The organism is Amycolatopsis sp. WAC 01416 (assembly GCF_003947485.1).
Lineage (GTDB): Bacteria > Actinomycetota > Actinomycetes > Mycobacteriales > Pseudonocardiaceae > Amycolatopsis.
The window spans coordinates 729,461-751,174 of record NZ_QHHX01000004.1 but is presented as its reverse complement, the minus strand read 5'-3'; the positions used below and the strand labels follow the sequence as shown (position 1 = coordinate 751,174).

The following is a 21,714-nucleotide window of genomic DNA, read 5'->3' as shown; positions in this document are numbered from 1 at the left end:
CTCTCCAACAATGTCAAATTTGATCGAGGCAAATTTTCTTGCTCTCAAAGGAACCTCAAACGAGGTTCAAATACATAAGCTCTACTGGCTTAGTTCACTAGCACACTGTTGAGTTCTCAAGCAACACACCCCAGATCGCACCAGGCAAAACCCGGCCTTATCCGAAGCAGTCATTTCTTGGCTTTTGTCCGGAGCATACGCTAACACCTGCTCGAAACTGCCGTTTCAGCGGGGTAGAGTTACCTCTCCGGTTCGGGACCACCCACTCTACCACCATCCGGTGGGAGCTTGGTTCGTGTTCCCGGCGGCCGCTCGGTTTCCCTGGCGACGAAGAGAACATTACACGGCCCGAAACCGGCGTTTACAGGGGGGTCCCCTTTTTCGCGTCGGGGCGCTGACCTGCGTCGATCGGGCCCTCCCCCGGAACCGGCTCTCCGTGCGTGGCGACGACCGTCAGCACGACGAGGGCGGCGGCGAGCCCGGCGGTGATGTGGATGGGCGCGGACGTGAACGAAGCGGCGAGCACGAGCACCGCGGTCACCGGGAACCCGAGCGCGATCGGACGGCATTCGTTGGTGGGGCCGATGTGCATCAGCCAGACGCTGAGCAGGTAGATCGCGACGGGCACGGTCGTGGCCATGGCCGCGGGCAGCGAGGCGACGTGTCCAGTGTGGGTGTCGTAGTCGACGGCGACTTCGAGGCCGGCGCCGAGCGCGGCCGCCGAAGCGAAGATCAGGTAGTGCCCATAACCCCAGCTCGCGACGGTGAACAGGCTCTTCGCCTTCTCGAGCCGGACGTGGCCCGGCTGGTCGAAGTACAGCCACCACAGGGAGAAGAGCAGCACGAGCCCCGCGGCGGCGAGCGAGATCAGGCTGCCGGTGTGCTCGCCTTTGTCCAGCCCCTCCTTGACCGCGGTGGTCGCGCCGAGGATGGATTCACCCAGCACGATGATCGTGAACAGGCCGTAGCGCTCGGCGATGTGGTGCGGATGCCAGCCCGTCCAGCGCTTGCGTTCGGCGATCATCGGGACCGCGAGCTCGGCCACCAGGAGCACGAAGAACGACGGCAGCGCCAGCGACTCCGGCAGGCCGAGGCGGACGATCCACAGGATCTGGACGATCGTGATGCCGATGGCGTACCGCGCCGCGGCCGGGCGGCAGTGCGGATCGGTCCGCGCGGCGCGCAGCCATTGCACGACCATCGCCAGCCGCATCAGGACGTAACCGGCCACCATGATCGTGAAGTCGCCCTTGAAGGCCGACGAGACACCGGCGGCGACGGTCAGCCCGCCGGCGATCTGCACCAAGGTCACCAAGCGGTACGGGACGTCGTCGGTGTCGAACGAGGACGCGAACCAGCTGAAGTTCAGCCAGCCCCACCAGATCGCGAAGAACACCATCCCGAAGCTGAGCACCCCGTGCCCGATGTGGTTTTCGGCGATCGCGTGATGCAGACCGGCGGCCGCCTGCGCGACGGCGACCACGAAACACAGGTCGAACAACAGCTCCAGCGGGGTCGCGACCCGGTGCCCTTCTCCGGAATCGCGCATCGTCATCGGCCGGTACCAGACCCGCAGCCGACTCCGCCGTACAGAACCCTCCGCCATCACCGCTCCTCCACGCTCGTTCTGCGGAAGATCTTCGCAGCCGGGAGCGGTTCACACACTCGGAGGAACGCGCGGCGAGTGGGCCCGGGCCGGGTGCACCTCCCCAGGCGACCCCGCGCGGACCCACCCGCGCGAATGCCTCACCAGGACTCGGCTCGTCAGTGGTGGTGAGCCGGCTGCCGCCGAACGGTCCCCCGCGGACGCCGACGGCCGTCCACCGGCTCGTGACCGTGGGTGTCCATTCCTGAAACTCCGGACTCACCACGATCGCTTCGCCGGTCGATCCATCCCCGATCGACCGACAGAAATACCACTGTCGGTAGCCAAGACACAGCAGTGAAGGCTCCGTTAGGTCTACCCGGTTGCTCTGAGTAGCACCAGAGGATGACGGCGTCAGTCACTCGGATGGAGCATCGGTCTTGCCGAACGTAGTCATCGGCACGCACGGATGACTCAGCCGCGTTGGCTGTCGGCCGCGGCCCGCTCGGCTTCCTCCCGCTCGGTGAGCAAACGCCGCTTCCGGCGGGCACGGAGTTCGATCACGGCGAGTAGAAGCGCCGAACTCGTCAGGACGGCGGCGCACAGCATCGCCGCGGTCAGCGCCGACGGGTAGCCGCCGTTCGCGCCCAGTACGGCGTGGAAGACCGAGGCCAGCACGACGGTGCCGATCGCCGTGCCGATCCGCTGTCCGGTCTGCAACGCTCCCCCGGCCACCCCCGCCATCGACGTCGGGACGCATTCCAGGGTCAGCGTGGTGTTGGGCGAGATGACCATGCCGCCGCCGACGCCCGCGACGAGCAACGGCAGCGCGAACCACCAGCCCGCCGCGGCACCGGGATCCTGCCCGGCGAGGACGGCGACCGTGATCATCCCGGCGATCACCATGACCAGCCCGGTGACGGTGAGCTTGCGGCCCCATTTCGGCACCAGCCGTCCCGCGATCGCCGCCGACACGGCCGAACCGAGGGCGAAGGAGGTGACGGCGAGCCCGGATTGCAGCGGCGTGTAGCCGAGGCCCTGCTGGAAGAAGATGGCGAAGACCAGCCACATACCGGTGAACCCGCTGAAGTACAGCGCGCCGACGGCGGCACCCGTGGCGTAGCCCGGGGTGCCGGTGAACAGCCGGGTGTCGAGCAGCGGCGGACGGCCGCGTCGCACCATCGAGCGTTCCCAGCGCACGAACGCGAAACCGAAGACCACCGCGACCACGAACAGCCACCACAGGCTGCTGAGCCCGCCCTGTTCGGATTCGATCAACGGCAGCAGGACGCCGAGGACGGCGACACCCAGCAGCATGACGCCGACGAAGTCGATCTCGCCCCGCAGGCTTCTCGCCGGTGTCCCCGGTTTCGGGAGCCATCTCAAAGCGAGGGCGAACGCCACGATCCCGATGGGCACGTTCACGTAGAAGATCCAGCGCCAGCCTTCCGGATCACCGAAGACCGCGAGGATCACGCCGCCGAGCACGGGTCCGACGGCGGTCGAGATCCCGACGGTGGCGCCGAACATGCCGAACGCGCGGCCTCGTTCCGCGCCGCGGAACAGGTCCTGGATCATCCCGCTGTTCTGCGGCGTCATCATGCCCGAGGCGAAACCCTGCAGCAGCCGCGCGATGATCAGCGTCGTCTCGTTCGGCGCCGCGCCGGCGAACGCGCTGGTCAGCACGAAGGCGGCGAGCGCGAACAGGAACATGCGGCGACGGCCGAGCGCGTCGCCGAGCCTGCCGCCGGACACCAGCACCAGCCCGAAGGCCAGCGCGTAGCCCGACACGACCCACTGGATCCCGCCGCTCGACGCGCCGAGATCCTTCTGGATCGACGGCAGCGCCGTGTTGACGATGCTGACGTCGAGCAGGCCCATGAACCCGGCGGCGAGGGAGACGGCGAGCGCCTTCCAGCGCCGGGGATCGGGTTCGTAGGTGCTCATCAGGTGCTGGCGGCGATGCCGGGAATCCCCTTGAGCTCACCGATCAGCATCGAAGTCACCTTGACCGGATAGTCGTAGAGCGCGAAGACCGTCTGGTTCTTGCCGACCAGCTTCAGGTGCACCGGGGTCTCGCCCTTGTGCGCCAGCAACGTCTGCTTCAGCTCGCTGACCACCGACTGGTCGATCTTCTCCGCCGCGGCCAGCAGGACGAGCGGCAGATCCTCGTCGCCGTTGCCGACCTCGGACAGGTCGAGCGGCACGAGCCCGCCGCCGAAGATGGACATCTTGTCCTCGCGCCAGTTCACCCTGCCCTTGACCAGCACCGCGTTGTCCTCGATGAGATCGGCGGAGAACATCGCGTAGGACTTCGGGAAGTACAGGACCTCGAGCGAGGCGTCCATGTCCTCGATGGTGCAGATCGCCCAGGGCTCGCCCTTCTTGTTGACCCGGCGTTCCAGCGAGGTGATCAGCCCGGAGACGACCAGCTCACCTTCCTTCGGCGGATCGGCGAGGATCCCGGCGATCGGCCGCGGCGCGTGTTTGCGCAGGATGCGTTCGGCGCCGTCCAGCGGGTGCGCCGAGACGTAGAGGCCGAGCATCTCCCGTTCGTAGGCCAGGAGCTGCTTGCGCGGATACTCCTCTTCCCCGAACTTCAGATGCGCGAGCGGCGACGAGGACACCGCGTCCCCGGCGTCGTCGTCCCCGCCGAACCCGAAGAGGTCGAACTGACCCATCGCTTCCTGGCGCTTGAGCGGGACCACGGCCTCGACCGCGTCCTCGTGCACCTGGATCATCGAGAGCCGCGTGTTGCCGAGCGAGTCGAAGCCGCCGGCCTTGATCAGCGATTCGATGACACGCTTGTTGCAGGCCACCAGTTCGGACTTGTCGAGGAAGTCGGTGAAGGAGGAGTACTTCCCCTTCTCCTCACGGGTCTTGATGATCGACTCGACGACGTTCGCGCCGACGTTGCGGACGGCACCCATCCCGAAGCGGATGTCGTCCCCGACGGCCGCGAACCTCAGCGCCGACTCGTTGACGTCCGGCGGGAGGACCTTGATGCCGAGGCGACGGCACTCGGACAGATAGACCGCGGACTTGTCCTTGTTGTCACCCACCGAGGTGAGCAGCGCGGCCATGTACTCCGGCGTGAAGTTCGCCTTGAGGTACGCGGTCCAGTACGAGATCAGGCCGTACGCGGCCGCGTGACTCTTGTTGAACGCGTAGCCGGCGAACGGGAGGATCGTGTCCCAGAGCGCCTTGATCGACTCGGAGGAGAAGCCGCCTTCGAGCAGGTCGCTCGACTTCATCCCCTCTTCGAAGCCCACGAACTCCTTCTCGAGGACTTCCTGCTTCTTCTTGCCCATCGCGCGGCGGAGCACGTCCGCGCGGCCCATCGAGTACCCGGCCACCTTCTGGCCGATGTGCATGATCTGCTCCTGATAGACGATCAGGCCGTAGGTGTCGGCCAGGATCTCCTTCAGGGGCTCTTCGAGCTCGGGGTGGATCGGTTTGACTTTTTGCCGGTTGTTCTTGCGGTCGGCGTAGTCGTTGTGCGCGTTCATGCCCATCGGGCCGGGGCGGTACAGCGCGCCCACCGCCACGATGTCGTCGAAGACCGTCGGCTGCATCCGGCGCAGCAGGTCACGCATGGGCCCGCCGTCCAGCTGGAACACGCCGAGCGTGTCACCGCGGGAGAGCAGCTTGTACGTCTCCGGGTCTTCGACGCCGAGGGTGTCGAGGTCGATGTCGACCCCGCGGTTGGTCTTGATGTTGTCGATCGCGTCACCGATGACGGTGAGGTTCCGCAGGCCGAGGAAGTCCATCTTGAGCAGGCCGATGTTCTCACACGACGGGTAGTCCCAGCCGGTGATGATCGAGCCGTCGTCACGCTGCCACAGCGGGATGGCGTCGGTCAGCGGGTCGCAGGACATGATGACCGCGCAGGCGTGGACACCGGCGTTGCGGATCAGTCCTTCGAGACCGCGGGCGGTCTCGAAGATCGTCTTGCACTCTTCGTCGGTCTCGACGAGCGCGCGGACCTCGGCGGCCTCGCCGTAGCGCTCGTGCTTGGAGTCGACGATGCCTGAGAGCGGGATGTCCTTCGCCATGATCGGCGGCGGCAGCGCCTTCGAGATCCGGTCCGCGATGGCGTAGCCGGGCTGTCCGAAGTGGACGCGGGCGGAGTCCTTGATGGCCGCCTTTGTCTTAATGGTGCCGAAGGTGATGACCTGCGCGACCTTGTCGACGCCGTATTTGTCGGTGGCGTAGCGGATCATCTCGCCGCGACGGCGGTCGTCGAAGTCGATGTCGATGTCGGGCATCGAGACGCGCTCGGGGTTCAGGAACCGCTCGAACAGCAGTTTCTGCGGGATCGGGTCCAGGTTGGTGATACCGAGGACGTACGCGACCAGCGAACCGGCGGCCGAACCACGGCCGGGGCCGACCCGGATGCCGACCTTGCGGGCGTAGTTGATGAGGTCGGCGACGATGAGGAAGTAGGCGGGGAAGCCCTTTCCGATGATGACGTCGAGTTCGATCTCGATGCGCTCGTTGTAGTACTCGTCCGGCACTCCGTCCGGGTACCGCCACTTGAGGCCGCGCGCGACCTCTTCCCGCAGCCAGGAGCCCTGGTCGTAGCCCTCAGGGACCTCGAAGAACGGCAGCCGGTCCTTGTGCGTGTAGACGTCTTTGTAGGACTCGACGCGCTCGGCGATCAGCAGCGTCGAGTCGGCGGCACCGGGAACTTCCTTGTCCCAGTACTCCCGCATGTCGGCGGCCGACTTCAGGTAGTAGCCGTCGCCGTCGAACTTGAACCGGTTCGGGTCGTTCAGCGTCTTGCCAGCCTGCACGCACAGCAGCGCGGAGTGGGTGTCGGCCTGGTCCTTGGTGACGTAATGCGAGTCGTTGGTGGCCAGCGGCTTGAGGTCGAGCAGCTTGCCGACCTCGAGCAGGCCTTCACGGACCGACCGCTCGATCGGCAGCCCGTGGTCCATGAGTTCGAGGAAGAAGTTGTCGGCGCCGAAGATGTCCTTGTAGTCCGACGCGGCCTGGATCGCCTCGGTCCGCTGCCCCAGCCGCAGTCGCGTCTGCACCTCGCCCGAGGGGCAGCCGGTGGTCGCGATGATGCCTTGGTGGTTCTCCGAGATCAGCTCGCGGTCCATCCGGGGCTTGCGGTAGTAGCCCTGCATGCTCGCCAGCGAGGAGAGCTTGAACAGGTTCCGCAGCCCGGTGGAGTTCTCGGCGAGCATCGTCATGTGTGTGTAGGAACCACTACCGGAGACGTCGCCGCCTTCACCGAACTCGTCGGAGCCACGCTGGTTGGCCTGGCCCCAGAACACCGGCTTCTTGTGGAACCGGCTCTCCGGCGCGATGTAGGCCTCGATGCCGATGATCGGCTTGAGGTCGTGCTTGACCGCCTGCTGGTAGAACTCGTCCGCGCCGTACATGTTGCCGTGGTCGGTCATCCCGACCGCGGGCATACCCAGGCGCGCCGCCTCCTTGAACAAGGGGGCGATCTTCGCCGCACCGTCGAGCATCGAGTACTCGGTGTGCACATGCAGGTGGACGAAGGAATCGTTCGACACCAGCGAAAACCTCCCCTAGGCAGACGGATCCCTGGCTGCTTGACGCGGGCCGGTCCTCCCACCCTAGGCTTGTCATGATCATCGGCAACCTGCGGGGGGATACGGCCCTCGGGCGCTGCCGAGTCTGCTAGTTCGGCGAGATCAAATCCAGCTGGCTCGCCGGAGCGATCACCACCCGAATGGGCGCGAAGCCTGCCTCGCCAGGTCAGCCCAGCCGGGCCAGCCGCTCGTCGACCACCTCCTTGTCGAACCACTCCGGATCGAATCCGGGGCCGAGTTCCTCGATCAGGTCTTCGTCTTCTTCGTCGTACGGATGCCTCAGCGCCTCCATGAGCAGCTCGTAGCTCTGGACGTTCTCGCATTCCGACGGCGGCGCGGCGCGTTCACCGCCGAGACAGCCCGCCACTTCGGGAACGGCGGCCAGGCGCTCCACCCGGATCCAGTGCTCCCACATGCCCGCCTCGTAGACCATGCGATGGCCCGGCACCGTCACGACTTGGCCGAGGGTCGCCTCGTCGTCCAAGCGGTCGCCTTCCCCACCCTGGATGTCGGCGCCGAACCCGCCGTACGCGGTTTCGAATCGATGGTCCTGCTGCTCCTCCCTGTCGAACGCGGCCGCGAGGATCCGGTGCAATCCGGCGAGGGTGACGTCGGAGCGGACCAGCAACCGCCGCCAGATCGCGGGCTCCGGTTCTTCCAACGCGACCGCGAGCCACATCCCGGTGACCGGACCGGGCGGCGGCAGCACGAGCGGCAAGGGATCGGCCACCGCCGACCGGGGCACCGGCTCGTACTCGGGAAGACCGAGCCAATGCCGCAGCCGAGTGGCACGTTCGGGCAGATCGGACTCGGAGCGCAGCCGGAAGATCGCCGGGGCGTGGTCTTCGTACCAGCGGTCGGAATCCGCTCTGACGACCAGGGCCGCTTCGACCTGACTCCGGAACTCCTCGGGGGTCAGCGGTGCCTCGGTGACCTCGAAGCCGTTGCGAAGAACCGCCAGGGCGTCCTCGGGAACGGCGTGGAGGTCGATCACGTCGACCTCTCGATCGTTGACCACCACCTCGACCCCGACCGAGCGTTTGCCCGCGGTCAGCTTGGCGGCCAGTACCACGAGGTCCTGATCCACTTGGCCTTGGACCACACAGTCCGACAGTTCGATCGGGCCGTGGAGCAGCTTCGGCCAGCGCTCCACCCTGGCCACGTCCAGAGGCGGACTTGGCCGGAGGGAACGCTGGCTCTTCGGTCGTTTGGCGGGCTTGCGGCCGCGGCTGACGGGGCTCACCACTCCAGTATCGGATCGGCACCGACAGTTTCGGCACCGTCATGACCGGCGACGATCCGAAAATGCTTGCCGACCTGGGCGTGGATGTGCAGACTGACCAGCCGCCAAGATCACCGAGCCGCCCCGGAGAGTTGATGATCGACCTGCAGGCCATGAACGAACACGTCATCGCGGAGTTCCGCGCGAACGGCCGCCACGGCGATGGCCTCCCGACCCTGCTGCTCACCACCGCCGGCGCCCGCACCGGACGGCGGCACGTGACGCCGATGCTGTTCTTGGCCGACGACGACCGCTACGTCGTCTTCGCCGCCAACGGAGGCGCACCCGCGCATCCGGACTGGTATCGCAACCTGATCGCGGAGCCGTCTGTCGACGTCGAAGCGGACGGAGAGAGCTTCACCGCTCACGCGATCGAAGTCACCGGGGCGGCTCGGGACCGTCTGTTCGCGAAGCAGGCGAAGGCGTTCCCGCGGCTGGCCGAGCATCAGGCGAAGACCAGCAGGCCGTTCCCGGTGATCGCGCTGAGCCGCGTCTGAAGCTCGCGTGGGTCGTGAGTGGCGATTCGGGTTAGAACCCGAATCGCCACTCACGACCCACCGCACCGACAACGGTGTGACACTGGCCACCTCGACGCGGGAATCCGGTGTCACCACGGGACTCCGCACCCGCGAAGGCGCCCAGCACGGCTTTCAATTCTCAGGCGATTACCCCATCGACGCGGACCTCGCAGGCTGGATCGGCACCCTCGGGCTGATCCCTTGACAAAGCGTTGGACCGACCGCACGATCTCGTCTCATGAACCTGTCTGACAGCCAGACAGCCGGACACGGTGGTCCACGACGCGTCAGCGCGATGGAGGCCGTTCTGGCCCACCTCCGCGGCGCCATCGAGCGCGGCGAGTATCCCGTCGGGGAGAAACTGCCGTCGGAATCCGCGCTCGGCAAGGAGTTCGAGGTCAGCCGCTCAGTCGTCCGCGAAGCACTGCGGGGACTTCAGGCACTCGGGCTGACCGTGTCCAAAACGGGCAAAGGGACCTTCGTGACCGCCACCGGGCCGGTCGAGAACCCGACCTTCGGGACCTACTCGGCCCGTGACCTGTTCGAGGTCCGGCGACATGTCGAGATCCCGGTCGCAGGCTACGCGGCCGTGCGCCGCAGCACCGACGACCTGGATCTGCTCGGTCACCTCGTCGAGCGCATGGACCTCGAAACCGACAACACCGCGTGGGTGGCGCTGGATTCGCTGTTCCACATCACCATCGCCCAGGCCTCGGGCAATCCGGTGTTCGGCAAGGTCATCGAAGAAATCCGGGACGCGCTGGCTCGCCAGTCGTCGTTTCTCAACCAATTGGGTGGCCGTCGGACCCGCTCGAACACCGAGCACCGTGAGATCGTCACCGCCATCGCCGCCGGCTCCGAAGCGGACGCCGTCGCGGCGATGACCTCGCATCTCGAACACGTCGAGACCGCGCTCACCACCATCGTGCGGCCGGGCCATGCCACGCACCAGAACAAGGACGACTGAACTCGTGACCGAACAGACCCTCAGCGCGGACGGCAAATCCGCGCCGGTGCCCGCCGACGCCGGTGACGCCGGCTACGACAAGGCGCTGAAACCCCGCCACGTCAACATGATCGCGATCGGTGGCGCCATCGGCACCGGCCTGTTCCTCGGCGCGGGCGGACGGCTCGCGCAGGCAGGTCCGGCACTCGCGATCGTGTACGCGGTCTGCGGCCTTTTCGCGTTCTTCGTGGTGCGCTCGCTCGGCGAACTCATCCTGTACCGCCCCTCGTCCGGCGCCTTCGTTTCCTACGCCCGGGAATTCATGGGCGAGAAGGGTGCTTTCGTCGCGGGCTGGATGCACTTCCTGAACTGGTCGACCACCGGTATCGCGGATATCACCGCGATCGCGCTGTACGCGCATTTCTGGTCCTTCTTCACGCCGATCCCGCAGTGGGTGCTGGCGCTCATCGCGCTCGCGGTGGTGCTGGCCCTGAACATGGTGTCGGTGAAACTGTTCGGCGAGATGGAGTTCTGGTTCGCCATCATCAAGGTCGCCGCGCTGGTGACGTTCATGGGGATCGGGATCTTCCTGCTGGTCACGCAGCAGCCGATCGACGGCACCACGCCGGGCTTCTCGCTGATCTCCGACCACGGCGGGATCTTCCCCGCGGGCCTGCTGCCGATGGTGCTGATCGTCCAGGGTGTCGTGTTCGCCTACGCCTCGGTCGAGCTGGTCGGTGTCGCCGCCGGCGAGACGGAGAACCCGCGCAAGATCATGCCCAAGGCGATCAACTCGATCATGTGGCGGATCGGGATCTTCTACGTCGGCTCGGTGGTCCTGCTGGCGATGCTGATGCCGTGGGACTCCTACTCGAAGAACGAGAGCCCGTTCGTCACCGTGCTCTCGCATATCGGGGTGCCGCAGGCAGGCAACGTGATGAACCTGGTGGTGCTGACCGCGGCACTGTCCAGCCTCAACTCGGGCCTCTACTCCACCGGCCGCATCCTGCGTTCGATGTCGCTGGCCGGATCCGCGCCGAAGTTCACCGGCGTGATGAACAAGAACCACGTGCCCTACGGCGGGATCCTGCTCACTTCCGCAGTCTGCGTGGTCGGTGTCGGCCTGAACGCCGTCGTGCCGAGCCAGGCCTTCGAGATCGTGCTGAACTTCGCCGCCATCGGCATCCTCGGCACCTGGGCGATCATCGTGCTGTCGCATCTGATGTTCGTGCGCAAGGCCAATCGCGGCGAGGTCGAGCGACCGTCGTACCGCCTGCCGTTCTCGCCCTACACCGAGATCGCGACGCTGATCTTCCTCGCCGCGGTCGTGGTGCTGATGGGCTTCGACGAGACCGGCCGGATCACCCTGTACTGCCTGCCGATCATCGGGCTCGCGCTGGTGGCCGGCTGGTTCGGGGTCCGCAAGCGAATCAACATGGACGTCTTCGAAAAGACGAAGCTGTGATCCCCGAGCTCCGCGTTCCCGCTCACGAACCGCTGGTGCACCTCCTCCGCGACGGAATGGTCGAGGGGGTGCACCACGGTTCGGCCGTGGTCCTCGCGCCCGACGGCCGCGTGCTGTTCGCCGCGGGCGACATCGATGCGGCGTTCTATCCGCGTTCGGCGGCGAAGCCCTTGCAGGCAGCGGCGATGGCACGGCTCGGGGTCGAGCCGAGCGCCGCCGGGTTCGCCGTCGGCGCGGCCAGCCACTCCGGCGAGGAGATCCACCTCACCGAGGTGCGCAACACCCTCGACGGTGCCGGGCTCACCGCGGAAGACCTGCGGACACCGGAGGATCTGCCGTTCGATCCGGTCGAGCGCGACGCCTGGATCGCGTCGGGACGGACCGCTTCGAGACTGGCGCACAACTGCTCCGGCAAGCACGCGGCGATGCTCGCGACCTGCCGCCTGCACGAGTGGTCCACAAAGGACTACCTGGATCCCGCCCATCCGTTGCAGCGCGCGATCGCGGAATGCGTCGAGGAGCTGACGGGGCAGCGGATCCCGAAGGTCGCCGTCGACGGCTGCGGCGCTCCCCTGTTCGCGGTTTCTTTGCGCGGTCTCGCCACCGCTGTCGGCAAGATCGCGGCGGCCGCCCCGGGTACACCGGAAGGTCTTGTGGCCGAAGGGATCCGGAAGCATCCGGAACTGGTCGCCGGCACCCGTCGTGACGTCACCGCGCTCATGCGCACGGTGCCCGGGCTGATCGCCAAGGACGGTTTCGAAGCCGTCCAGGTCGCCGCCCTGCCGGACGGCACGGCGATCGCGATCAAGATCGCCGACGGCGGCGACCGCGCGCGGCGGCCGGTGCTCGCCGCCGCGCTCGCGCTGTGCGGTGTCGATCCGGACGTGCTGGAACCCACCCCCGGCTTGCGCGTGACGGGCGCGCTGGCCGAACTCCATCTCGCCGCCTGAGGAGCCTTCGATGCACCGCGTGGAACACGATCTGCTTGGCGACAAGGAAGTCCCCGCCGACGCCTACTGGGGTGTGCACACCGCCCGCGCCAGGGAGAACTTCCCCATCACCGGGACCGCGATCTCCGCGTATCCGCATCTGATCGAGGCGCTCGCCTCGGTCAAGGAGGCCGCCGCCCACGCCAACGCCGACCTCGGCCTGCTGGAGCCGGACGTCGCCGACGCGATCCGCCGGGCCTGCCGCGAAATCCGCGAGGGCGCACTGCACGATCAGTTCGTCGTCGACGTCATCCAGGGTGGAGCGGGCACGTCGACGAACATGAACGCCAACGAGGTGATCGCGAACCGCGCGCTCGAACTGCTCGGGCACGAGAAGGGCGACTACGCCCGCGTGCACCCGAACGAGCACGTGAACCTCGGGCAGTCGACCAACGACGCGTACCCGACCGCGGTCAACGTCGCGACGATCATCGCCGTCCATGAACTGGCCGAGGCGATGGTCGTGCTGGAGCAGGCTTTCGCGGCCAAGGCCGTCGAGTTCCACGATCTGCTGAAGATGGGCCGCACTCAGTTGCAGGACGCGGTCCCGATGACGCTGGGGCAGGAATTCGGGACGTACGCGGTCATGCTCGGCGAAGACCGGCTGCGGCTCACCGAGGCGGTGACGCTGCTGCACGAGATCAACCTCGGCGCGACCGCGATCGGCACCGGCCTCAACGCCGCTCCCGGATACGCCGAGGCCGCCGTCGCACACCTTCGCGAGATCACCGGGCTGCCCGTCGTGACCGCGGCGGACCTCATCGAGGCGACGCAGGACTGCGGGGCGTTCGTGCACCTTTCCGGGGTGCTCAAACGGATCGCGGTGAAGCTTTCGAAGAGCTGCAACGACCTGCGGCTGCTCTCGTCCGGGCCGCGGGCCGGGTTCAACGAGATCAACCTGCCGCCGGTGCAGGCGGGATCGTCGATCATGCCCGGCAAGATCAACCCGGTGATCCCCGAGGTGGTCAACCAGGTCGCGTTCGAGGTCATCGGCAACGACGTCGCCATCACGATGGCGGCCGAGGCCGGGCAGTTGCAGCTCAACGCGTTCGAACCGCTGATCCTGCACTCGCTTTCGGAGAGCATCACGCATCTGCGGTCGGCCTGCCTGGTGCTGGCGCGGCGGTGCGTCTCCGGGATCACCGCGAACGCCGACGTGATGCGAGGCTACGTCGAGAACTCGATCGGGCTGGTGACCGCGCTGAACCCGGCCATCGGGTACGCGGCGGCGACCGAGATCGCCAAGGAGGCCCTCGAGACCGGGCGCGGGGTGGCGGAACTCGTCGTCGAGAAGGGCCTTCTGCCCGCTGAGGAACTGGCGAAGCTGCTGAAGCCGGAGACGCTGGCGCGGCTGTCCTGAGACCCGCGGGGCGGTACCGGGCGGTCCGCCCCGCGCCATGAAAGCGTCCTTCATCGCAAATTTCGCAATGAAGGACGCTTTCATTTCAGGCGGGCGCGGGGGCGCGCGAGTACGGTCGTAAGTGGAAGGTGATCCTCCGCACGAAAGGCGGCACTGGCGTGCTCGACCGACTTCTCGACCGGTACCTCGGCCTCCCGCCCGCCGAAGGCCCCGCCCCCTCGGTGACCAAGGGGATCCCCGTCCCGATGCCCGACGGCGTCCGCCTGCTCGCGGATCGCTACGCCGTCCCGGGCGACGAGCCGCGGCCGGTGGTCTTGATCCGCACGCCGTACGGCCGCAAGGGCCTGATGGGCAAGATCTTCGGCGAGACGTTCGCGCGGCACGGGTTGCAGACGGTCCTCCAGAGCACCCGCGGGACCTTCGGCTCCGGCGGCGAGTTCCGGCCGTTCCACCTGGAGAAGGAGGACGGCCTCGCCACCGTCGCCTGGCTGCGCGAGCAGCCGTGGTGCGACGGCCGGGTCGCGATGGCGGGCGCGAGCTACCTCGGCCACACGCAATGGGCTGTCGCGCCGTACCTCGACGAGCCGCTCGAAGCACTGTGTCTCGGCGTCACCGCGTCGGAGTTCGTGTCGACCTTCTATCCCGGTGGGATCCTCGCTGTCGACAACATGGTCTCGTGGTCGGCGCTGATCGGCCGTCAGGAGGGCCGGTTCGCCGGCCTCCCGAATCCCTGGCAGACGAGGAAGACCCGCCGGGCCATGGCCTTTCTACCGATCTCCGGCGCGGACGTCGCGGCCATCGGCGAACAGGTGCGATTCCTCCAGGACGTCACCGGACACGCCGAACCGGGCGACGACTTCTGGGCGCCGTCGGACCACAGCGCCGAGGTCGCCGCGCTGCGGACCCCGGTGACCATGGTGACCGGCTGGTACGACCTGTTCATCTCCGCCCAGCTGCGCGACTTCAAGGAACTCGCCGCGGCCGGACGCGCACCGCGGATCACCATCGGCCCGTGGGCGCACGGCGAACCCGCCAGCCTCAAAACCCTGCTGACCGACCAGATCGGTTTCCTCTCCGCCCACCTCCTCGGCGACCGCGCGCCGCTGAGGCGGTCACCGGTGCGCCTGTACCTCCAGGGCTCCGGACGATGGCTGGACTTCGAAAGCTGGCCGCCCGACTCCGAAGCCACACCGTATTTCCTGCGCCCCGGCAGGCTTTCCCCCGATGCGCCGGTGGAGTCGAAACCGGGCAGGTTCACCTTCGACCCGGCCGACCCGACGCCGACCGTCGGCGGCCCCCTGCTGTCGGGCGTGCAGAAACAGCAGGACAACAAGGACATCGAGGCACGGCCGGACGTACTGCTCTTCGCCGGTGACGTGCTGAAACGCGACCTCGACGTCATCGGCGAGATCTCCGCGCTGGTGCACGTCCGGACCGACATCGGGCACGGCGACGTCTTCGTCCGGCTGTGCGATGTGGACGGTCGCGGTGTCTCCCGCAACGTCACCGACGGCATTCTCCGCCTGCGCCCCGGAATCCCCGAGTCCGATGTGGACGGCGTGGTCGCGGCCGAGGTCCACCTCGACCCAACGGCTTATCGGTTCCGTCGCGGACACCGGCTGCGGTTGCAGGTCGCGGGCGGGGCGTTCCCGCGCTTCGCCCGCAACCACGGCACCGACGAGCCCGTTTTCAGCGCGGTGGACGGGAAACCCGCGCGGTTCGAGATCTTCCACGACCCCGCGCGGCCCTCCCGGATCACGCTGCCGGTGTTCGCGGGCTGAGGCGGCAGTGGGGCCGGCGCTGCGTCAGGCCGGGACCACCCGCTGGTGCGTGGTCAGCCTGCCGTCGTCGTGCAGCACGTGGAACAGCAGCGACGGCGGCAGGTCGTAATCGATCGGCCCGCCTTCACTCCACGGCCGGAGGCCGTTCTCCTCCCACGGGAACAGGATGCTGGACCCGACCGAGGGCGCCGAACGCAGCGGCACTCCCGCGAAGATCGTCGACGCTGACGCGTGGACGTGTCCGCAGAGCAAGGCCACCACTCGCGGGTGGCGTGCGAGCAGCTCGGCCAGTTCGTCCTCGCCGTACTGGCGCATGGCGTCCACCAACGGCAGCCCGAGCGGAACCGGCGGATGGTGGAAGGCGATGAAGACGGGGCCGTCGCCGTCACCGAGCACGCGGTCCAGCCAGGCCATGGTCTCGTCGTCGAACTGACCGTCCGGTTTTCCCGGGATGCTCGAATCGGCCATCACGAAGGTGACGTCGCCGACCGTGTGCACCGCGTTGACCGGGGCGTCGTCCGGCGCCTGGCCGAGCAGCCCTTCGCGGAACGGGCCGCGCTTGTCGTGGTTGCCGGGGCAGGTGAACAGCGGGACGTCGGTCTTGAACAGTTCGGCCGCGCGCCGGTACTCCTCGAGCGTGCCGTGGTCGGCGATGTCCCCGGTCACCAGGATCGCGTCGACCGGGGTCGCCAGGTTCTCCAGATACCGCATCACCCGTGCGGTGCGTTCGTCGGCGCGTTCCCCGCCGTCGAGATGGTTGTCACTCAGATGTGCCGTCACGAACATCGTTTCACCCCATGTCTTCCAGATATGCCAACGTTTTCACCCAGTTCCGCACGAGCAGCTCCAACGCCGTCGCGAGGTCGGCGGCGCGGATCGCGCCGGCGATCCGGTAGTGCTCGTCGATACTCTCCCTGGCGCGCTCGGCGCCACCGAAATAGCGCGCGTCGTAGCGTTTCAGCAGCGGCTTCGTCTGCTCGAGCAGGCGCAGCAGATGCGGATTCGTGCACCGCGAGACGAGCAGCGCGTGCCAGCGATCATCCAAAGTGGACAGATCACCCTGCCGCTCGAGCTCCGCGGCCATCTCGTCGGCGATCCGGTCCAGGCCGCCGGTGAGACCGGCGAGGTCCTGCGGCGAGCTCCATCGCAACGCGAGCGACTCCAGCTCCGCGACGAGCGGGTACAGCTGCCGGGCCTCTTCCGGATCGAACGGCGGCACGAGAAAACCGCGCCCCGGCGCCGAAACGAGCAGCCCGCGATCGGCAAGCCCGATCAGCGCCTCACGCAAGGGTGTCCGGCTGACGCCCAGCTCGCGCGCGAGGTGTACCTCGTTGATGCGGCTGTCCGCGGCGATGCGGCCGTCGAGCACGCGGGCGGTGATCTCCTCCGCGAGGTCGCGCCGGAGCAGGTTCCTCGTCATCGGTGCAGTATTGCATGCAGTTCAGCCGTACTGTATTCAGTTAGACATGACGGACTTCGATGTGAACCGCGCTCGTGCCGAGACGCCGGGCTGCGCGGAAGTGGTCCACCTCAACAACGCCGGATCGTCGCTGCCGCCCGCGCGGGTGACCGACACCGTCGTCGGCTACCTCCGCGAAGAAGCCCTGATCGGCGGGTACGAGCAGGCCGCGGCGACCGTGGAACGGATGAACGGCGTGTACGCCTCGGCCGCACGCCTCGTCGGCGCCGACCCCGAAGACATCGCGCTGACCGACAACGCGACCCGGTCCTGGCAGGCGATCTTCTACGCGCTTCCCTTCGCCGCGGGAGACCGGATCCTGACCGCGAAATCCGAGTACGCGAGCAACGTCATCTCGTTCCTGCAGCTCGCGAAGCGCACCGGCGCCGTCGTCGAGGTGGTCGAGAACGACGAGTCCGGGCAACTGGACGTCGAGGACCTGAAACGCCGTGTCGACGGCGACGTCAAGCTGATCGCCATCTCCCACGTGCCGACCCAGGGCGGACTGGTGAACCCCGCCGAGGAGATCGGCGCGGTCGCACGCGAGGCCGGGATCCCGTTCCTGCTGGACGCTTGCCAGAGCGCCGGCCAGATCGACCTCGACGTCGCGCGCCTCGACTGCGACGCGCTCAGCGTGACCGGCCGCAAGTACCTGCGCGGACCGCGGGGCACCGGGTTCCTCTACGCGCACCCGCGGCTGCGCGAGCGCGTCGAGCCCGCGATGCTCGACCTTCATTCGGCGGCGTGGACGGCGCCCGAAAGCTACGAAGTCGATCCGACCGCGAAGATGTTCGAGGTCTGGGAACGCGATCACGCCGCCCTGCACGGTCTCGGCGCGGCGATCGACTACGCCCTCGAATGGGGCATGCCCGCCATCGAAGCCCGCGTCGCCGCGCTCGCCGCGAAACTGCGCGACGCGCTCCGCGAGGTCCCCGGCGTCCGCGTCCACGACCAAGGCTCGCGGCAGTGCGGGATCGTCACGTTCAGCGTGGCGAAAACGCCGGCACAGGAAGTGAAGAAGCGCCTCGCGGCGAAGAAGATCAACGTCAGCGTCGTCGAAGCGACGTCCGCGCAGTTCGACTTCGCCGCGCGCGGGCTGCCGTCGATGGTCCGGTCTTCGGTGCACTACTTCAACACCGAAGACGACATCGCGCTCCTCGTCGGCGAAGTCGAGAAGCTGGCTTAACGGCGGGAAAGCACGGACTCGGACGGCGGGGCGTACGGAAGCCCCGTCGTCTTCGCGCGAACGCCGATCACCAACGCCTCCCCCAGCAGGCTGACGCCGATCGACAACGTCACCGGCCGCGCGTCGGGATGCGCCCCGGCCGTCGTGGCCAGGAAGCCGATCCCGAAGTTCACCACCAGTGAAAGCACCCACACGCCGAACGTCCAGCCGGTGTAGCGCAGCCACAGCACGCCGTCGCGCTCGAACAGTTTCGTGGTGGCGGCGCGCACCGCTCCGAGACCGCAACCGATCACGGAGCCCAGCACGAGCCAGGCGCCGTCCGTGAAGGTGAAACTTTCCAGCTTGACCAGGCCGTAGACGCCGAAAGCGAGCAGGACCACCGGCGCCCCGAACACCTCGCGGGCGACCAGCGGCTCCCCGCTCAGCCTGCGCACGACGATCACGATCACCACGGCGACCGCCAGCGCGATCAGCAACCAGGTCCGCATGAACTCCCCCTTTGTAGCACGACTGTGCCAAATAAAATAGCAAGGTCGTGCTATAAAGGCAACATGCCGAAGATCGTCGACCCCGGGGCCCGGCGCCTGGAGATAGCCGAAGCCGTCTTCCGGGTGATCCAGCGGGACGGCCTCGCGCAGGCGTCGCTCAGGAGCGTGGCCGACGAGGCCGGGCTCGCGATCGGTTCGGTGCGGCACTACTTCCGGGGCCACGACGAGCTGATCGTGTTCGCCATGCGCGCGCTCGGAGACCGGGTCGAAGCCCGGCTGCTGCGCCATCTCCCCGAACTGCTCGATCCGGAGACCCCACGTTCGCGCCGTCAGGAGCTCACCGAAGCGCTGCTCGGCGAACTGCTTCCGCTCACCGAGCAGACCTGTGCCGAGACCGACGTCTGGCTGGCGTTCTCCGCCGCCGCGAAGTACCGCCCGGATCTCGCCGAGGAAGCCGCGCGGACGCACGCGGGAGTCCGCGCGCTCGTCCGCCGGGTGCTCGAAGGCGCGCGTGGCGCGGGCGGCCTGCTCGACGACCTCGACCTGGACGTCGAAACCGAACGGCTGGCGGCGTTGCTGGACGGCCTCGCCATGGCGGGCGGACGGACGCCGCCGGAGCTGATGCGCACGGTGCTCGGACGGCATCTGGAAACCCTGCGACACCCCGGATCGGTGACGAAATGAGCACGTTCTACGAGGTCGCCGCCCAGGACCCCGGCCGCGTCGCGGTGATCGACGTCGACGGGCGCGAGACCACCTTCGGCGAGCTCTCGGCACGCGCGAATCAGCTGACCCATGCCCTGCGGGCGCTCGGCCTCGGCGAAGGCGACGGCGTGCTCGCGATCATCCACAATGGACTCACCTACTACGAGCTCCTGCTGGCAACCCTGCAGGCGGGGATGTACTTCACGCCGGTCAACCATCGGTCCTCGCCCGCCGAGATCGCCTACATCGCGGCCAACAGCGGCGCCAAGGTCGTCGTCGCGGACGCGGACATCGCGGCCACATGCACCGCGGAATTGAAGGGCCTGCACCGGTTTTCGCGTGGTGTGACACCTGGCTGGGCGGACTACGCGGCCTGGGGCGCGGACCTGCCCACCACGACGCCGGAGCGGCGGACCGCGGGCCAGACGATGCTCTACACGTCCGGGACCACAGGGCGCCCCAAAGGCGTGCGGCGTGCCCTGTCCGGGCGGCCACCCGCGCTGCACCCGATCCACGCGCACGTGCTCGAACGGCTGGATGTCCTGCCAGGGCACGGCGTGCACCTCGTCGCCTGCCCGCTCTACCACGCGGCGCCGGGCATGTTCTCGACGTCGATCCTGCATCTCGGGCACACACTCGTGCTGATGGACCGGTTCGACGCCGAGGAAACGCTGCGGCTCACGGAAAAGCACCGCGTGACGAGCACGCATCTGGTGCCGACGATGTTCCACCGCATGCTGCGGCTGCCCGAGGACGTCCGCGTACGTTACGACCTGTCGAGCCTGATCTCGGTGATCCACGGTGCCGCGCCATGCCCGCGGGAGGTCAAGGAGCGGATGCTCGCCTGGCTCGGGCCGGTGGTCCACGAGTACTACGGCGCGTCCGAGGGCCTGAACACGGCGGTGCACGCGCGCGAATGGCTCGCCGCGCCGGGCACCGTCGGCGAGCCACTGGACGGAGTGCGGGTCAAGGTTCTCGACGACGACGGCGCCGAGCTCCCCGCGGGCGAGACCGGGACGCTCTACTTCAGTTCCGCGCACACGAAATTCGACTATCACGATGATCCGGACAAGACGGCCACCGCACGCTCCGGGGACTTCGTCACCGTCGGGGACGTCGGCTATCTCGACGCCGCGGACCGGGTGTTCCTTTGCGACCGGCGGACGGATCTCATTCTGTCCGGCGGCGTGAACGTCTACCCCGCCGAGATCGAGGCGCGACTCCTGAGCCATCCCGACGTCGCCGACGTCGCGGTGATCGGGGAACCGGATCCCGAGTGGGGGCAACGGGTCGTCGCCGTCGTGCAACCGGTCGAGGGCGCCGTCGGTGATTCCTTGCTGGCGAAGCGGCTCGAAGAGCATTGCCGAGCCGAGCTCGCCGGGTTCAAGACGCCGCGCCGGTTCGAATTCCGGGAGCGGCTGCCGCGGACCGAAAGCGGGAAGATGCTGCGGCGGACGCTTCGGGCGAAGTGAACAGCCCTTTCGGGCAGCGCCGATCGCGGTACCGTTTTCCCATGCGCCTGCGGTGACACACAACTCGGCCGACTGCGGGCTCGACGGCCTGTACCGGCAGGGCGCCGCCTTCACCGAACCGAGCGACACCGTCCACATCGGACGAAACCTCGGGACGACACCGGTGGTGCTCCAGGTGCTCTACGTGCTACCGCACGGGAGCCCGCTTTCGCAGGACACGGCCTAGGCGCTGTCCGGTAAGTCTGTTCGATGGGCTTCGTGATCCAGGTGGTTCCTGGCGGTGCGGGCGGATCGGCCTCGTACCGGGTCGTACTCGGCCGCGTCCGCCCGTGCCGTCAGGGACCGCCTGGGCGCGAAGACCGCGAACATGACTTACCGGACAGCGCCTAGGCTCCGAACCAGCCTGCCACGTCGAGACGGAAGCCCTCCGAAGGCGCCATCGTGCGAAGGTCGGCTTCGAGCGCGCGAACCCTTTCGACGCCCAGCGCGCCGACCCACTCGTTGCGCAGCTCCTCGAAGATCACCGCGGATCGGCCGAGTGAGTCGAATCCGCGAGCGGTCAGCCGGACGACCTTGCGCCGCGCGTCGGCCGGGTCGTCGGCGCGTTCGACGTAGCCGAGCTGCTCCAGCTTGTCGATGGTCTTGCCCGCCGCCTGCTTGCTGACCCCGAGCCGCCGCCCGATCTCGCTCGCCGTCGCGCCGTGGCGGCCGATCGCCTGCATGGCGAAGCCGTACGCCGGGCGGACGTCGGGATGTCCCTGCTCGGCCAGCTCGGCGTGCATCCGGTCGATGATCGAGCGGAAGCCCGCGAACAGCAGGAGCGGCAGCTCGAACCCCGGTGGGTCGGAAACCTGCTTGCGCCGTTCGACAACCTGGTTTACCTTTTCGTCAACCACGTTGACCATCCT

The 21,714-nt window shown here is 67.8% G+C and carries 18 protein-coding genes; 10 read left to right on the top strand and 8 right to left on the bottom strand.

Annotated features, from left to right (window positions below; genetic code table 11):
- Positions 1–361: 361 nt before the first annotated feature.
- From DL990_RS17265 to DL990_RS17250, 4 genes are all read right to left on the bottom strand, one after another.
- Complete coding sequence (locus DL990_RS17265; protein ID WP_125799245.1) at positions 362–1,606, bottom strand: low temperature requirement protein A; 1,245 nt, start codon at positions 1,604–1,606, stop codon at positions 362–364.
- Positions 1,607–2,059: 453 nt separating this feature from the next.
- On the bottom strand, positions 2,060–3,532 hold the full coding sequence (locus tag DL990_RS17260) for an MFS transporter (RefSeq protein WP_125799244.1): 1,473 nt from the start codon (positions 3,530–3,532) through the stop codon (positions 2,060–2,062).
- Complete coding sequence (gene dnaE, locus DL990_RS17255; RefSeq protein ID WP_125781218.1) at positions 3,532–7,116, bottom strand: DNA polymerase III subunit alpha; 3,585 nt, start codon at positions 7,114–7,116, stop codon at positions 3,532–3,534. The genes DL990_RS17260 and dnaE overlap by 1 nt, the downstream gene beginning before the upstream one ends.
- Before the next feature lie 205 nt (positions 7,117–7,321).
- Complete coding sequence (locus DL990_RS17250; protein WP_233620493.1) at positions 7,322–8,398, bottom strand: plasmid pRiA4b ORF-3 family protein; 1,077 nt, start codon at positions 8,396–8,398, stop codon at positions 7,322–7,324.
- Positions 8,399–8,532: 134 nt separating this feature from the next.
- On the opposite strand from DL990_RS17250, the gene DL990_RS17245 reads away from it, so the two are divergent.
- The 6 genes from DL990_RS17245 (at position 8,533) to DL990_RS17220 (ending at position 15,496) form a co-directional block, all read left to right on the top strand.
- Positions 8,533–8,934, top strand: coding sequence for a nitroreductase/quinone reductase family protein (locus DL990_RS17245; RefSeq protein ID WP_125781224.1), 402 nt, complete (start codon positions 8,533–8,535; stop codon positions 8,932–8,934).
- Positions 8,935–9,250: 316 nt separating this feature from the next.
- Positions 9,251–9,922, top strand: coding sequence for a FadR/GntR family transcriptional regulator (locus tag DL990_RS17240; protein ID WP_125786919.1), 672 nt, complete (start codon positions 9,251–9,253; stop codon positions 9,920–9,922).
- 4 nt (positions 9,923–9,926) lie between these two features.
- A complete protein-coding gene (locus DL990_RS17235) occupies positions 9,927–11,366 on the top strand; it encodes an amino acid permease (RefSeq protein ID WP_125786395.1) in 1,440 nt (479 codons plus the stop codon).
- Positions 11,363–12,316 (top strand): asparaginase, encoded by a 954-nt coding sequence (locus DL990_RS17230; protein WP_125799243.1) that lies wholly within the window; start codon positions 11,363–11,365, stop codon positions 12,314–12,316. The genes DL990_RS17235 and DL990_RS17230 overlap by 4 nt, the downstream gene beginning before the upstream one ends.
- A gap of 10 nt (positions 12,317–12,326) precedes the next feature.
- Positions 12,327–13,715 carry an aspartate ammonia-lyase gene (aspA, locus tag DL990_RS17225; RefSeq protein ID WP_125786397.1) on the top strand — a complete coding sequence of 463 codons (1,389 nt, stop codon included), beginning with the start codon at positions 12,327–12,329 and terminating at the stop codon, positions 13,713–13,715.
- A 158-nt stretch (positions 13,716–13,873) separates the two neighbouring features.
- Positions 13,874–15,496 carry a CocE/NonD family hydrolase gene (locus DL990_RS17220; protein ID WP_125799242.1) on the top strand — a complete coding sequence of 541 codons (1,623 nt, stop codon included), beginning with the start codon at positions 13,874–13,876 and terminating at the stop codon, positions 15,494–15,496.
- A 24-nt stretch (positions 15,497–15,520) separates the two neighbouring features.
- Here DL990_RS17220 and DL990_RS17215 read toward each other — a convergent pair whose 3' ends face one another.
- Positions 15,521–16,282 carry a phosphodiesterase gene (locus tag DL990_RS17215; RefSeq protein WP_125786399.1) on the bottom strand — a complete coding sequence of 254 codons (762 nt, stop codon included), beginning with the start codon at positions 16,280–16,282 and terminating at the stop codon, positions 15,521–15,523.
- Between the two features lie 4 nt (positions 16,283–16,286).
- Positions 16,287–16,916 carry a GntR family transcriptional regulator gene (locus DL990_RS17210; RefSeq protein ID WP_125786400.1) on the bottom strand — a complete coding sequence of 210 codons (630 nt, stop codon included), beginning with the start codon at positions 16,914–16,916 and terminating at the stop codon, positions 16,287–16,289.
- 46 nt (positions 16,917–16,962) lie between these two features.
- On the opposite strand from DL990_RS17210, the gene DL990_RS17205 reads away from it, so the two are divergent.
- A complete protein-coding gene (locus DL990_RS17205) occupies positions 16,963–18,141 on the top strand; it encodes an aminotransferase class V-fold PLP-dependent enzyme (RefSeq protein ID WP_125786401.1) in 1,179 nt (392 codons plus the stop codon).
- On the opposite strand, the gene DL990_RS17200 is transcribed toward DL990_RS17205, so the two are convergent.
- Entirely contained in the window at positions 18,138–18,629 is a 492-nt protein-coding gene (locus DL990_RS17200) for a DUF1453 domain-containing protein (protein WP_125799241.1), read from the bottom strand. The two genes, DL990_RS17205 and DL990_RS17200, sit on opposite strands and share 4 nt — an antisense overlap.
- 63 nt (positions 18,630–18,692) lie before the next feature.
- Here DL990_RS17200 and DL990_RS17195 point away from each other — a divergent pair, with 63 nt between their 5' ends.
- The 3 genes from DL990_RS17195 to DL990_RS17185 are packed head-to-tail and all read left to right on the top strand — an operon-like array spanning position 18,693 to position 21,032.
- The gene (locus DL990_RS17195) at positions 18,693–19,313 is read left to right on the top strand and encodes a TetR/AcrR family transcriptional regulator (protein WP_125799240.1); all 621 of its coding nucleotides are present in this window, start codon (positions 18,693–18,695) and stop codon (positions 19,311–19,313) included.
- Positions 19,310–20,806 carry an AMP-binding protein gene (locus tag DL990_RS17190; RefSeq protein ID WP_125799239.1) on the top strand — a complete coding sequence of 499 codons (1,497 nt, stop codon included), beginning with the start codon at positions 19,310–19,312 and terminating at the stop codon, positions 20,804–20,806. Before DL990_RS17195 ends, DL990_RS17190 begins: the two co-directional genes overlap by 4 nt.
- Positions 20,807–20,858: 52 nt before the next feature.
- Positions 20,859–21,032 (top strand): hypothetical protein, encoded by a 174-nt coding sequence (locus DL990_RS17185; RefSeq protein ID WP_233598944.1) that lies wholly within the window; start codon positions 20,859–20,861, stop codon positions 21,030–21,032.
- Between the two features lie 160 nt (positions 21,033–21,192).
- Here DL990_RS17185 and DL990_RS17180 read toward each other — a convergent pair whose 3' ends face one another.
- Complete coding sequence (locus tag DL990_RS17180) at positions 21,193–21,711, bottom strand: MarR family winged helix-turn-helix transcriptional regulator (protein ID WP_125786405.1); 519 nt, start codon at positions 21,709–21,711, stop codon at positions 21,193–21,195.
- Positions 21,712–21,714: the final 3 nt, after the last annotated feature.